Origin of the sequence: Mycobacterium sp. (genome assembly GCF_035603715.1) — a bacterium.
Lineage (GTDB): Bacteria > Actinomycetota > Actinomycetes > Mycobacteriales > Mycobacteriaceae > Mycobacterium.
This window is the reverse complement of record NZ_DATNJW010000663.1, coordinates 1-12,847: the sequence shown is the minus strand read 5'-3', so window position 1 is coordinate 12,847 and position 12,847 is coordinate 1. Positions and strand designations below refer to the sequence as shown.

Here is a 12,847-nt window from a genome sequence, read left to right as displayed (position 1 = left end):
GGTGACGGCGTGGACAGACAGCCGAGTGCAGCCCACCCCTGTTGCCATCAACGTCTGATGTAACGCGCTCGCCAACGAGCGCCCGGCGAATGCCGCGGCGTCGACCCGGTCGATCGGTGGATCGCAGTGCAGCACCGCATCGAGTTGGGCCGGCGGCTCTCGCCCGGACGGCCCGCGTTCCGGCTCGCCGCGGGCGAACCGGTGCGCACTGACCGCATCGGCACCGAACCGGGAAGCCACGTCGGTGCGCGACAGCGCGGCGAACTGCCCGATAGTGCGGATTCCCATCCGCCACAGCAGATCTGCCAGATCTGCCCGCCCCGGACCGGACAGGCTCGGCTCGGTGGCGAGTTGCCGGATCGACAGCGCCGACAGAAATCGCGCGTCCTCTCCCGCCGCCACCACGCGGCCCGCACGGGCGGCGAATACCGCGGTGGACAGCTGATCGGCTACCCCGACCTGGCACTCGGCGCCGGCGGCGGCCACTGCATCGGTCAGTCGTTCGGCGACCTGCTGCTCGGACCCGAAGAAGCGGGCCGCCCCGCGGGCCGGCAACACGACCAGGCCGGGACGCAACACCTCGGCGCGAGGCACCAGGTCGTCCACCGACGCGACGACCCCTTCGAAGAAGCGGGCGTCGCGGTCGGCGTCGGCGGCCACGACGTGCAGTTGCGGACAGCGGGCCGACGCCTCGCGACGCCGCAGCCCTCGCCGCACGCCCACCGAACGGGCCGCCGACGAACAGGCGATCACCCGGTTGGCCAGCGTGACAGCGACCGGGGCCGTCGCCGGCAATCCCGCGGCGGCCGCGGCGGCAACCGCGGGCCAGTCCATGCACCAAATCGCCAATACCCGGGAAGCCACACTTACCCCGTCCGAGCTCGCCTGATCGCCCGCCCGGCGCCGCACACCTCGAGCCGCACCTTGCTGATCCGTCCGAAACCCGGCTTATCCGAAGTAGTTTCGTAACCGCAGACTCGAGCTTCCAGTCGTATCGATGCACCCTGCCAGTCGCCGTCGGTGACCAGCAGCGTGCAGCCCTTCTGACGAGCACGGGCCACCACGGCCCGGGCCCGGGTCAGTGGCACCGAGCGCCCGCCCAATGCCAGCACGATCAGATCCATCCCGTCCATCAGCACCGCCGCCACCTCTACCGGGTCGGTCCCGGGATCCGGAATCACCGCAAGCCGGCTCAGATCGGCTCCCATTTCCACCGCCGCCAGCAGGCCGACATCCGGCTGGCCGACAATGGCCGCGTTCCCACCGGCGGCCGTCACCGCGGCCACCATGCTCAGCGACAGCGATCGGGCACCCAACAGCACCGCAACCGTTCCCCGCGGCAACGCGTCGGGCAACACAGTGGCCAGCAACTGCGGAACCGGAAGCCTGGCCTCCGAATCCGGAAGCAGGTCGTCGGCGTGGGCATGCTCGTGGACATGACCGCGCCGAGGTGTGCCGACCTTCCCGGATACCGACGCCATCTGCCGGCGCAGTTGTTTCAGCTGTTCAGCACGGTCGTGATGAGGCTGATCGGTGGCGAGAATCGCCGTCATCACCACCTCCTTGGGCCACGGGTGTTACCAATGATGTTCGAATGTATGTTCGATAGGAGTAGTCAACACCCGCCCTCCGACACCGTCAAGAAACGCGAGGGGCCGCTTCATACAGCCGGTACTCATGTGGCTTCTGGTGCGCGTGGGCCGCGGATCGACTGTCAGCGAAGACCGGCCGTAGCGCGAATCTCCCGACGCGCCGCCGCTGGGTCGTCCTCTCGAAACATGTAGTGGCTCAATGCGACTCGCGCGATCGCACCGGCACGATCACGGACGCTCGCCGCGGCATCGAAGCCGTCCTCACGAACGCACTGCTCCAAGACCAGCACCAATCTCTCGCTGATCATCGGCAACGCCCGCGCCATCTGGTCCTGCGCAAAGCCGGGATCCAGATCGAGCTGGCGCCCGGGCGGCTGGTCTTCCACGAAAGTCGCCACCAGGTCGACCGCGGCTTCCAGCCGTGCGATGCCGGTGACTCCCCTCATCGCCCGTTCCATCGCCGCGTCGAAACGTCGTCGTTCATGCGTTCCCAGCGCATCGATCAGGTCCTCTTTGGACACGAAGTAGCGATAGATGGTCGGCCGTGACACCCCAGCCAGGGTTGCCACATCCGACAATGACAACTTGCGGGCGCCCGTCGTCAGCATGAGCCGCCGTGCGGCCTCGAGTATCCGATCGGCCAGGTCGCCGCGAGCTGAACCGACTCCGTGCGGTTCGGCGATCGACACGACGGCAACTCCTGCGTTCAGCCCGAATTCAGGCGGCTACCGGATCGAGCCGGCCGAGTCCACGCAGCCACGAGATCAGTAGCCGCAGCCCGTCGTCGAAGGAGATGGGCGCATAACCGAGGCGCCGGGCGGTCAGGTTGTCGTCGGTTCTCAGCTTGCGCTCGCTCTTGGCCGCCGCCTTCGCAATGGCCATCAAGGTAGGCCCGAATTCGGCGGTCAACGCCTCGGGATCCGTGCGGTAATCGAGATCCTCGACACGATGGTCGATTCCGGCGATCTCGCAGGCACGATTGATTCCGCCGGCGGTGCTGAAGCTTTCCCGCGGTCGGCCGACCAACAGGTAGCGCTCGCCGGCCGCGCCGCGATCCAGCGCCGCGATCGAGCCCGTCGCGACGTCCTTGCCTGCCACCCACGTCACCGGAAAAGCGAGGTAGCGCTTGATCTTTCCGCGCATTCCCGCCAGCAGCACCCGGTTGAAGCTGGTTCGGTGCAAGGCGCGGTCGACGACCGGGGCAGGGCCGAAGATCGCGCCCGGGTGACACGTCAGCACGTCGTCGCCCGCGGCGGCGCGCCGGTGCGCTTCCTGAAAGGCGGCGAGCTTGGTCACGGTGTAGGGGTCTTGGGGTGGGTGGTCCAGCACGGGCGCCTCTTCGAAGTCGACGCCGGTGCTCAGATCGAGGAAGGTGGCGGTGCTCAGTGCCACCACCCGACGCATGCCGTGCGCTTTGCCCGCATCCAAAACGTTGGCGGTGCCGGCCATGTTGACCGCCTTGAAGTCTTCGAGGTCCTGGCTCGCGCCGCCCAGTAATGCCGCACAGTGGATGGCCGCCTCGGCACCCTTGGCCGCGCGCAGCACGTCGTCGCTGTCGCGGATGTCGCCCTTGACCAGCTCGACTCCGATATCGGACAGCGCGGAGGCTTCGTCCGGATTGCGGACCAGGGCCCGAACCCGGTCGCCCCGCTCGATCAACTGCTCGCAGACGTTGCCGCCGGTCTGCCCGGTCGCGCCGGTGACGAAGATCGTGCTGGGCATGGACGTCCTCCTTGGTGTTACATATCGAACATATTAAGTCACAACTGTAAACCCTGACGTGCGATTGTTCTATATTCAGATTCATGACACTCGATCCCTCAGGCATCCTTCTCACCGACCGCGTCGCGGTTGTCACCGGCGCCGGTTCGGGCATCGGCCGCGGCATCGCGGCGGGTTTCAAGGCATTCGGCGCAAAGGTGGCGATCTGGGAACGCAACGCCGAGTCGTGCGCGTCCGCCGCAGCGGAGATCGGTGCGCTGGGCATCACGGTCGACGTGCGCGACAGCGCTGCGGTGGATGCCGCGTTGGCGCAGACGTCCGCCGAGCTTGGTCCGGTGACGATTCTGGTCAACAACGCCGGCGGGGTCTTCTGGTCGGGGATCCTCGACACCACCGAGAACGGCTGGGACGCGCTGTACAAGTCCAACCTGCGTCACATCTACCTGTGCACCCAGCGGGTGGCCCGCGTTCTCGTCGAGCAGAAATTGTCGGGCAGCATCATCAGCGTCACGTCGATCGAAGGTGTCCGCGCCGCACCGGGTTTCGCGACATATGCGGCGGCCAAGGCCGGCGTCATCAACTACACCAAGACCGCGGCACTCGAACTCGCCCCGCACGGCATCCGGGTCAACGCCCTGGCCCCCGACATCACCTTGACCGAGGGCATCATGCAAATAGCCCCGCCGGGCGCCGAGCAGCGGTTCGGTCGCACGGTCCCGATGGGCCGCGCGGGCCACGTCGACGAAATGGCTGGCGCGGCAGTGTTTCTCGCGTCCGACATGGCCAGCTACATCACTGGGCAGACGATCCACGTCGATGGCGGCACTCAGGCCGCCAGCGGCTGGTATCACCATCCGGAGACCGCCGCGTACGTGCTCGGCCCGAGCTAGTCGCCGGTGTCCATCATGACGTGTGCGGACATTCCGCCGTCGATCGCAATCATTTGTCCGGTGATGTAGCGAGACTGCACCGAAGCCAGGAACACGACTAGGTCGGCGACGTCTTGTGGTTGCCCGAGGTACGGCGTCAGCGTGGCGCGGCCGAGACGACCGATGATGTCCTCGGATAGATGCGCGCGGACGGCGTCGGTGAGGATCAATCCGGGCACGATGGTGTTCGCCCGCACGCCACTCTTTCCCTCGCTGGTCGCGACGTACATCGTCAAGGCGTGCACTCCGGACTTCGACACCCCGTAGGCCAGGCGGGTCCGATCACCCGATAGCGCCGCCCCCGACGACATGTTGACGATGGAACCGCCGCCGCTCTGTCGCATTTCGGGCACCGCGTGCTTGCACATCAGCAGCTGGCTTCCGAGGTTGACTTCCAAAGACCGCTGCCACACGTCAAGCGCCATCTCGGTGACGGTGGTATCCCGCGACAGGAAGCTGCTGGTGGTCAGCGCCGCATTGTTGTGTAGGACATCGAGGCGGCCGAACTCCGCCACCGTGGATCGCACGACATCTGCGGCCGTCTGCTCTTCTGCGAGGTCGCCGCCGAGCGCGACGGCCCGCGCCCCCGTCCGCCGAATCTCGTCGACGACCTCGGCGGCCTTCGCCTCGTCGATATCGACAACCGCGACGGCGGCGCCTTCACGCGCCAACTCGTGCGCCGTTGCCGCACCGATTCCGCCGGCACCCCCGGTGACTATCGCAACCTTTCCGGCAAGTCTGGACATCGAGTTCTCCCAACGCCGGTCTTTTCGGTGACGCTAAAGAAAGTTAGCCTGATTCGATGCCGCGTATTGCGCCAATCCCGATGCAAGAGCTCAGCTCACACTCCCGCGAAATCGTAGAGGCCGGCGTCGCGGCCGGGCTCTATGCGACGCCAGTTCCCCTACAGATCTTCGCGTATCGCAGCGCGCAGCTCGAACAGGTCAACATGGCCAGGACCCACCTCGGTGCCGGCACCCTGCTCGGCGGCCGGATTCTGGAGCTGCTGCGGATCCGCAGCGCCCAGCTGGGCGAGTGCGAGCCCTGCAGCCAATCACGCAAGCACGACTCGATCACCGACGAGGATGTCGCCTGCCTGCTCGCCCCGGGCCACGGCGCGCTGACACCGCAGGAGCAGATGGCCGTCGAGTTCATCGACCTGCTCTCCAGTGATCATCACGCGATGGACGACGAGTTCTACAAGCGGTTGGGGGAGCACTTCAGTGCCGCACAGATCGTCGAGCTCGGGTTCACCTGCGCCGGGGTGATGGGACTGCACCGCTTCATCCACACCCTCGACGTCTACGGCGAGTCGACGCCTGTCATCGCCTACTCCTCCGACCAGGTCGATTCGTCGAGGTAGCTACCCGCGTCGCTGACCGAGCAGGGCGGCCCAGTCGCGCGGCACCCGATCGTGCGGACCCGGCACCGTCTGATCCTCGGGGTGGCATTCCGGTGCGGCAAGTTCGGGACCGTCGTAGTAGTCGTTGGTCTTGTAGTCCCAGAACCAGTCCTCGCCCGGTTCGAACGATCGGATGATCGGGTGTCCCGTCTCTCGCCAGTGCTGTGTCGCGTGCCGGGACAGCGAATCGTCGCAGCAACCGATGTGGCCGCAGGCCGCACACCGCCGCAGATGCACCCACCAGCCACCGGTGGCATCACACTCGGCACACCCGCTACCGCTGGGCGGAACCGATGGGTCGACGGCAGCAGCCATCGTTACTCCCATTCGATCGTGCCGGGCGGCTTGCTGGTGACATCGAGAACCACGCGGTTGACCTCGGCCACCTCGTTGGTGATCCGGGTCGAAATCCGTTCCAGCACTTCGTAAGGCACCCGCGTCCAGTCGGCGGTCATGGCGTCTTCGCTGGAAACCGGTCGCAACACGATCGGATGCCCGTACGTCCGGCCATCGCCCTGCACGCCCACTGACCGGACATCGGCGAGCAGCACCACCGGGCATTGCCAGATCTGCTGGTCCTGACCGGCCGCGGTCAGCTCCTCGCGCGCGATCGAGTCGGCGCGGCGCAGCGTGTCCAGCCGGGCAGCGGTGACTTCACCGACGATGCGGATCGCCAAGCCTGGTCCCGGAAATGGCTGGCGCGCAACGATTTCCTCAGGCAGGCCCAATTCGCGTCCGACTGCGCGTACCTCGTCCTTGAACAGAAGTCGCAGCGGTTCCACCAGCTTGAACTTGAGGTCATCAGGCAGGCCACCGACATTGTGATGGCTCTTGATGTTCGCGGCACCGGTCCCGCCACCGGACTCCACCACGTCGGGATATAACGTTCCTTGCACCAGGAACTCAGTCTCGTTGTCCCCCAGCGCATCCCGCACCGCGCCTTCGAATGCCCGGATGAACTGCCGTCCGATGATCTTGCGCTTGCCCTCGGGATTGGTCACCCCGGACAGCGCCTCGAGGAAGGTCGCCTCCGCGTCGACAGTTACCAGGTTGGCACCGGTTGCGGCGACGAAGTCGCGCTGTACCTGGGCGCGCTCGCCGGCGCGCAACAGCCCGTGGTCGACGAACACACACGTCAACCGATCCCCGATGGCGCGTTGCACCAGCGCGGCGGCCACCGCCGAATCCACCCCGCCGGACAGACCGCAGATTGCGTGGCCGTCACCGACTTGGTTGCGGACCTGTTCGATCAATGCCTCGGCGATGCCGGCCGGTGTCCAATCCGCGGCGATGCCGGCGAATTCGAGCAGGAACCGGGTGAGCACCTGCTGGCCATGCGGCGTGTGCAGGACCTCGGGGTGGTACTGCACGCCGGCCAGTCGACGCGACCGATTCTCGAAAGCGGCCACCGGGGCACCCGCGCTGGTGGCCACCACCTCGAACCCGTCCGGCGCCGAGGTGACGGCATCACCGTGACTCATCCAGACCGGCTGGGTGTCGGGGAGATCCGAATGCAGATCACCGCCAACGACTTTCAGTTCTGTCCGACCGTATTCGCTGGTGCCGGTGTGCGCGACGGTACCGCCGAGCGCCTGGGCCATCGCCTGAAATCCGTAACAGATACCGAACACCGGGACACCGAGGTCGAACAACGCAGGGTCGAGTTGCGGCGCGCCTTCGGCGTACACGCTGGCCGGGCCGCCGGATAACACCACCGCCTGCGGATCGCGGGCCTTGATCTCGTCGACCGTCGCCGTATGCGGGATCACTTCGGAGAACACCCGCGCCTCGCGCACCCGGCGGGCAATCAACTGGGCGTATTGCGCGCCGTAATCGACGACCAGCACGGGACGGGGCGATGCTGACTCCACCGCCACAGTCTAGAGGCGCACCCACATCTGCCCATCGCTTGACGTGAGTGTAGTCATATGTCTACACTCACGTTCACGCGACTGTAGTCAAATGCCTACAGTGAGGTTGAGAGGACATACCATGACGGCTCCGTCGACATCGACATTGACCGTGACCCAATTGGGCAGCCGCATCGGCGCCCGCATCGACGGCGTGCGACTGGCCGGCGATCTGGACACCGACACCGTCGAGCAGATCCGAGATGCGCTGTTACGCCACAAAGTGATCTTCTTCCGCGATCAGCACCACCTCGACGACGCGCAGCAGCACGCCTTCGCCACCCGCATCGGTACGCCCATCGCCCACCCCGCGGTGCAGCAGGAGGGCATGCCGATCATCACGCCGATCAACTCCGACTATGGCAAGGCGAACCGCTGGCACACCGACGTGACGTTCGTCGCGAACTACCCGGCGGCATCGATCCTGCGCGCGGTGACCCTGCCGAGCTATGGCGGATCGACGCTGTGGGCCTCCACCGCCGCGGCATACCAGGCACTGCCCGAGCCGCTCAAACACCTCGCCGACAATCTCTGGGCGCTGCACAGCAACCGCTTCGACTATGTCGCGCCGCCCGAGGCGCTGACCGACGACCAGAAGTCGCACCGGGCCCGGTTCGAGAAGATCGACTTTCGCACCGAGCATCCCGTCGTACGGGTGCATCCCGAGACCGGTGAACGCACCCTGGTGGCCGGGGATTTCGTGCGCGGCTTCATCGGGATGGACAATTACGAGTCGCAAACCCTCCTCGAGTTACTACAACGACGAATCACCATGCCGGAGAACACTGTTCGATGGAATTGGGCACCGGGTGACGTCGCCATCTGGGATAACCGCGCTACCCAGCACCGCGCCATCGACGACTACGACGACCAGTACCGGCTCATGCACCGTGTCACCGTGCAGGGCGACGTGCCCGTCGACGTGTACGGCCAACGCAGCCGGGTGATCAGCGGAGTGCCGCTGCAGGCCGTCGACACCGCCGCGAGCTGACGGTAGGTGAGAGGTAACTCACTCACGAGGGCCAGGTACGGTCGCGCCATGACCCCTCCGGACGCCAGCACCCGCGACCGGTTGCTGGAAGCGGCGCTCACGTTGTTCGCGAGCCAGGGGTATTCCGCCACGTCGGTGGCCGACATTCAGCAGGCGTGCGGCCTGTCGCCGGGATCCGGTGCACTCTACAAACACTTTCCGTCCAAGAAAGCACTCCTGCAGGAGGCGACGCGGCGCCACGTGCAGCAGATGGACGCCGTCCGGGACGAGTACGACCGAACCCACGCCTCGGACGCGAAGTCGGCGTTACGCCAAGGCGCTGAGCGGATCTGGGCCATCATCGACGACAACTCTCCGCTGCTACGGGTGATGTTCCGCGAGCCCGAGGCGCTCGACGACATGATCGAGGAGCTGTGGTCGGCGGTCGCGGCCAACGCGTATCAACGGACCGCGCGAGCGCTGGGCGCCGCCAAGGACGCCGGCATCTCGCAGGTCGAAGATCCCGAGGCGACCAGCACGGTGTTGGTGGCCGCGCTGGCATATCTGCCGATCCTGGAGCTGCTGATCCAGCGAACACCAGGCAAACTCGACCCCGATCGATTCCGCGAAGCCTGGCTGCGGCTCGCCGAAGGCGCGTTCACCGGCGCACCTCCGACCTGACCGCTCGACGCAAGGTCCAGCAGCCGAACAGCCGGAAAACAGTCGGTCAGCCGGAACGTGTGGCGAACCAGCATCGGGCATGGTGAGGTGGTACTGGCCGCGGCCGAAATCACCCCCTGGCCGACTCATCCCAGAAGGGAGCTCCGCCGTGCTGGGTCTACCGGAAGCCGTGCACGCCTGCCTGTTCGATCTCGACGGTGTCCTGACCGACACCGCGAGTGTCCACACCAAGGCATGGAAAGTCATGTTCGATGCGTTCCTGCAGCAACATGCCGAGCAGACCGGCGAGCCGTTCGTCCCGTTCGATCCGGTCGACGATTACCTGAAATACGTCGACGGCAAGAAACGTGAGGACGGTGTCCGGTCGTTTCTGTCCAGCCGCGGCATCCAACTGCCCGACGGCGACCCAGACGACTCGGGCGACAAGGACACCGTCTACGGCTTGGGCACCCGGAAAAACGACGCCTTCCAGGAGACGCTGCAGAACGACGGCGTCAAGGTATTCGACGGCTCGCGCCGTTACCTGGAAAAGGTGGCCGCCGCGGGTCTCGCTACGGCGGTGGTGTCTTCCAGCGCTAACACCCGACAGGTGCTGGAGATCACCGGGCTGGAAAAGTTCATCCAGCAGCGAGTCGACGGTGTGACCCTGCGCGAGGAACACATCGCCGGCAAGCCTGCGCCCGACTCGTTCTTGCGGGCGGCCCAACTGCTGGGAGTCGAAGCGGCCGCGGCCGCAGTGTTCGAAGACGCGCTCTCCGGGGTGGAGGCGGGGCACGCCGGCCACTTCGGGTACGTCGTCGGCGTGGACCGGGTAGGCCACGCCGAGGCGCTGCGCCAACACGGTGCCGACGTTGTCGTGACCGATCTCGCCGAACTGCTTTAGGACGCAAACATGATCTCGGATGACACCTTCCCCGTCGAACCATGGCAGGTCCGCGAAACCCGGCTGGATCTCAATATTCTGGCTCAATCGGAGTCGCTGTTCGCGTTATCCAACGGGCACATCGGGATTCGCGGCAACCTCGACGAAGGCGAGCCGCACGGCCTGCCCGGCACGTATCTGAACTCGTTCTACGAAGTCCGGCCACTGCCGTACGCCGAAGCGGGCTACGGCTACCCGGAGGCCGGACAAACCGTTGTCGATGTCACCAATGGCAAGATCCTGCGTCTGCTGGTCGACGACGAGCCGTTCGACGTTCGGTACGGCAAGCTGTTGAGCCACGAGCGGGTGCTCGACCTGCGGGCCGGCACGCTGAAGCGATACGCGCATTGGGAGTCACCGGTCGGCAAACAGGTCATAGTGACCTCGACCCGGCTGGTGTCGCTATCACAGCGCAGTGTGGTCGCCATCGAGTACGTGGTCGAGGCGGTCGACGAATTCGTCCGTGTCACAGTGCAATCCGAGCTGGTCGCGAACGAGGACCAGCCCGTGACATCGGGCGATCCGAGGGTCGCGGCCATCCTCGACAAACCGCTTGAGGCGGTCCAGCACGAGGACACCGAATGCGGTGCACTGCTGATGCACCGGACCCGCGCCAGTGCGCTGATGATGGCCGCGGCGATGGATCACGAGATCGAGGTCGAAGGTCGCGTCGAGATCACCAACGACGCGGGCGACGACCTCGCCCGTACGACCGTGATCTGTGGGCTGCGGCCGGGTCAGCAGCTGCGCATCGTGAAATACCTGGCATACGGCTGGTCGAGCCAGCGTTCCCGTCCCGCGCTTCGCGACCAGGCCGCCGCGGCGTTGCACAGCGCCCGCTACAGCGGCTGGCAGGGCCTGGTGGACGCGCAGCGCAAAATTCTCGACGACTACTGGGACAGCGCCGATGTCGAGGTCGAAGGTGACCCGGTGTGCCAGCAGGCGGTGCGGTTCGGGCTCTTCCACCTGCTGCAGGCGAGTGCACGAGCCGAACGGCGCGGCATCGCCAGCAAGGGCCTGACGGGCACCGGGTACGACGGCCACATCTTCTGGGACACTGAGGGATTCGTCCTTCCAGTGCTGACGTATACGTTGCCGCACGCAGCCGCCGATGCATTGCGTTGGCGCGCTTCAACTTTGGATTTGGCAAAGGAGCGCGCAGCGCAGCTGGACCTGAAGGGCGCCAGCTATCCCTGGCGTACCATTCGCGGCCAGGAATGCTCGGCCTACTGGCCGGCCGGCACCGCTGCTTGGCACATCAACGCCGATATCGCGATGGCTTTCGAGCGCTATCGCGTCGTCACCGGCGACGAGTCGCTGGAGAAGGACTGCGGGCTGGAGGTTCTCGTCGAGACGGCACGACTGTGGCATTCGCTGGGCCACCACGACCGCCACGGCGTATGGCACCTGGACGGGGTTACCGGTCCCGACGAATACACCGCGATCGTCCGGGACAACGTGTTCACCAACATGATGGCGGCACACAACCTGCGGGTGGCGGCCGATGCGTGCACCCGCAACTCCGAGACGGCCCGGGACATGGGCGTGAGCAGCGACGAGACCGCTGCGTGGCGAGATGCCGCTGATGCCGCCCACATTCCCTTCGACGAAGAGCTCGGCGTGCATCCGCAGTCCGAGGGTTTCACCACCTATGCCGAGTGGGACTTCAACGAGAAGACGGCCTACCCGCTGTTGCTGCACGAGCCGTACGCGTTGCTCTATTCCGCTCAGGTGATCAAGCAAACCGATCTGGTGTTGGCCATGTACTGGCAGAGCCACAAATTCACCGATGAACAGAAGGCGCGCAACGTCGACTACTACGAGCGGCGCACGGTGCGCGACTCGTCGCTGTCGGCCTGCACCCAGGCCGTGATGTGCGCCAACGTCGGGCATTTGGAGCTGGCGCACGACTACACCTACGAGGCGGCTCTGGTTGACCTGCGCGACCTGCACCACAACACCCGCGACGGGTTACACATGGCGTCGCTGGCCGGCGCGTGGACCGCTCTGGTCGCAGGCTTCGGTGGCCTGCGCGACGACGAGGGACTCCTGGCCCTGAACCCGTATCTGCCCGACGGCATCTCACGACTGCGGTTTCGGTTGCGCTGGCGCGACTTCCGGCTGACGGTGGACGTCGTCCACGACGAGGCGACCTACACGCTGCGCGACGGGCCCGGGGGTGAACTGACCATCCGGCACGACGGCGAGGATCTCGAGCTCAGCACCAGCGCGCCGACGACGGTCACGTTGAAAAAGCGTGAGCCGCTGCTGCCATCGCCGCAGCAGCCACCCGGACGCGAACCGCTACACCGGCGCCGCTGAGGGACCCGATCAACCAGTCGAGCTGATCGGTTCGATCGGCAACCACTGCAGCGCCCCGGGCGCTGAGGCCGGTACCACCGGATGAGCCGGCGCGATCGGATCGAGCCGGCGATAGGGCTCGCCCTGTCGCGGCCGTAGATCGTTTTCACCCTTGTTCGGCCACAGCGACGCGGCCCGCTCGGCCTGCGCCGATATCGACAGCGACGGGTTGACGCCGAGGTTCGCCGAGATCGCCGCACCGTCCACGACCGACATGGTCGGGTAGCCGTACACCCGGTGATACGGGTCGATCACGCCGTGTTCGGCATTGTCGCCGATCACCGCGCCGCCGAGAAAGTGCGCGGTCAACGGGATGTTGAACAGCTCGCCCCAGGTGCCGCCGGCCACCCCGTCGATC

Annotated in this window: 13 protein-coding genes and 1 pseudogene; 6 read left to right on the top strand and 8 right to left on the bottom strand. The window is 66.2% G+C overall.

Annotation, left to right across the window (positions count from 1 at the left end):
• The 4 genes and pseudogenes from VN856_RS26805 to VN856_RS26790 form a co-directional block, all read right to left on the bottom strand.
• Positions 1–834, bottom strand: a pseudogene (locus tag VN856_RS26805) (DNA polymerase Y family protein); the annotation flags it as partial.
• Positions 835–866: 32 nt separating this feature from the next.
• Entirely contained in the window at positions 867–1,553 is a 687-nt protein-coding gene (locus tag VN856_RS26800; protein ID WP_325694963.1) for a hypothetical protein, read from the bottom strand.
• 161 nt (positions 1,554–1,714) lie between these two features.
• Positions 1,715–2,281, bottom strand: a complete 567-nt coding sequence (locus VN856_RS26795; protein WP_325694961.1) for a helix-turn-helix domain-containing protein — start codon at positions 2,279–2,281, stop codon at positions 1,715–1,717.
• A gap of 28 nt (positions 2,282–2,309) precedes the next feature.
• Positions 2,310–3,314 carry an NAD-dependent epimerase/dehydratase family protein gene (locus tag VN856_RS26790; protein WP_325694959.1) on the bottom strand — a complete coding sequence of 335 codons (1,005 nt, stop codon included), beginning with the start codon at positions 3,312–3,314 and terminating at the stop codon, positions 2,310–2,312.
• 83 nt (positions 3,315–3,397) lie between these two features.
• Between VN856_RS26790 and VN856_RS26785 the strand changes: the two genes are divergently transcribed.
• Positions 3,398–4,204 (top strand): SDR family NAD(P)-dependent oxidoreductase, encoded by an 807-nt coding sequence (locus VN856_RS26785; RefSeq protein ID WP_325694957.1) that lies wholly within the window; start codon positions 3,398–3,400, stop codon positions 4,202–4,204.
• Here the strand turns inward: VN856_RS26785 and VN856_RS26780 are convergent.
• Complete coding sequence (locus VN856_RS26780) at positions 4,201–4,989, bottom strand: SDR family NAD(P)-dependent oxidoreductase (protein ID WP_325694955.1); 789 nt, start codon at positions 4,987–4,989, stop codon at positions 4,201–4,203. The two genes, VN856_RS26785 and VN856_RS26780, sit on opposite strands and share 4 nt — an antisense overlap.
• Positions 4,990–5,045: 56 nt before the next feature.
• On the opposite strand from VN856_RS26780, the gene VN856_RS26775 reads away from it, so the two are divergent.
• A complete protein-coding gene (locus VN856_RS26775; RefSeq protein WP_325694952.1) occupies positions 5,046–5,606 on the top strand; it encodes a carboxymuconolactone decarboxylase family protein in 561 nt (186 codons plus the stop codon).
• Here the strand turns inward: VN856_RS26775 and VN856_RS26770 are convergent, their stop codons facing one another.
• The gene (locus VN856_RS26770) at positions 5,607–5,960 is read right to left on the bottom strand and encodes a UBP-type zinc finger domain-containing protein (RefSeq protein WP_325694951.1); all 354 of its coding nucleotides are present in this window, start codon (positions 5,958–5,960) and stop codon (positions 5,607–5,609) included.
• A gap of 2 nt (positions 5,961–5,962) precedes the next feature.
• On the bottom strand, positions 5,963–7,516 hold the full coding sequence (gene guaA / locus VN856_RS26765) for a glutamine-hydrolyzing GMP synthase (protein ID WP_325694950.1): 1,554 nt from the start codon (positions 7,514–7,516) through the stop codon (positions 5,963–5,965).
• 121 nt (positions 7,517–7,637) lie between these two features.
• Here guaA and VN856_RS26760 point away from each other — a divergent pair, with 121 nt between their 5' ends.
• The 4 genes from VN856_RS26760 to VN856_RS26745 all read left to right on the top strand — a co-directional run bounded on the left by VN856_RS26760 (position 7,638) and on the right by VN856_RS26745 (position 12,450).
• Positions 7,638–8,546 (top strand): TauD/TfdA family dioxygenase, encoded by a 909-nt coding sequence (locus VN856_RS26760; RefSeq protein ID WP_325694949.1) that lies wholly within the window; start codon positions 7,638–7,640, stop codon positions 8,544–8,546.
• 48 nt (positions 8,547–8,594) lie between these two features.
• Complete coding sequence (locus VN856_RS26755) at positions 8,595–9,206, top strand: TetR/AcrR family transcriptional regulator (RefSeq protein WP_325694947.1); 612 nt, start codon at positions 8,595–8,597, stop codon at positions 9,204–9,206.
• A gap of 79 nt (positions 9,207–9,285) precedes the next feature.
• Positions 9,286–10,089 carry a beta-phosphoglucomutase family hydrolase gene (locus VN856_RS26750; protein ID WP_325694945.1) on the top strand — a complete coding sequence of 268 codons (804 nt, stop codon included), beginning with the start codon at positions 9,286–9,288 and terminating at the stop codon, positions 10,087–10,089.
• Positions 10,090–10,098: 9 nt separating this feature from the next.
• Positions 10,099–12,450 carry a glycoside hydrolase family 65 protein gene (locus tag VN856_RS26745; protein WP_325694943.1) on the top strand — a complete coding sequence of 784 codons (2,352 nt, stop codon included), beginning with the start codon at positions 10,099–10,101 and terminating at the stop codon, positions 12,448–12,450.
• A gap of 9 nt (positions 12,451–12,459) precedes the next feature.
• On the opposite strand, the gene VN856_RS26740 is transcribed toward VN856_RS26745, so the two are convergent.
• Positions 12,460–12,847, bottom strand: a 388-nt coding sequence (locus VN856_RS26740) for a GMC oxidoreductase (protein ID WP_325694941.1), incomplete at its 5' end; no start/stop codon positions are given.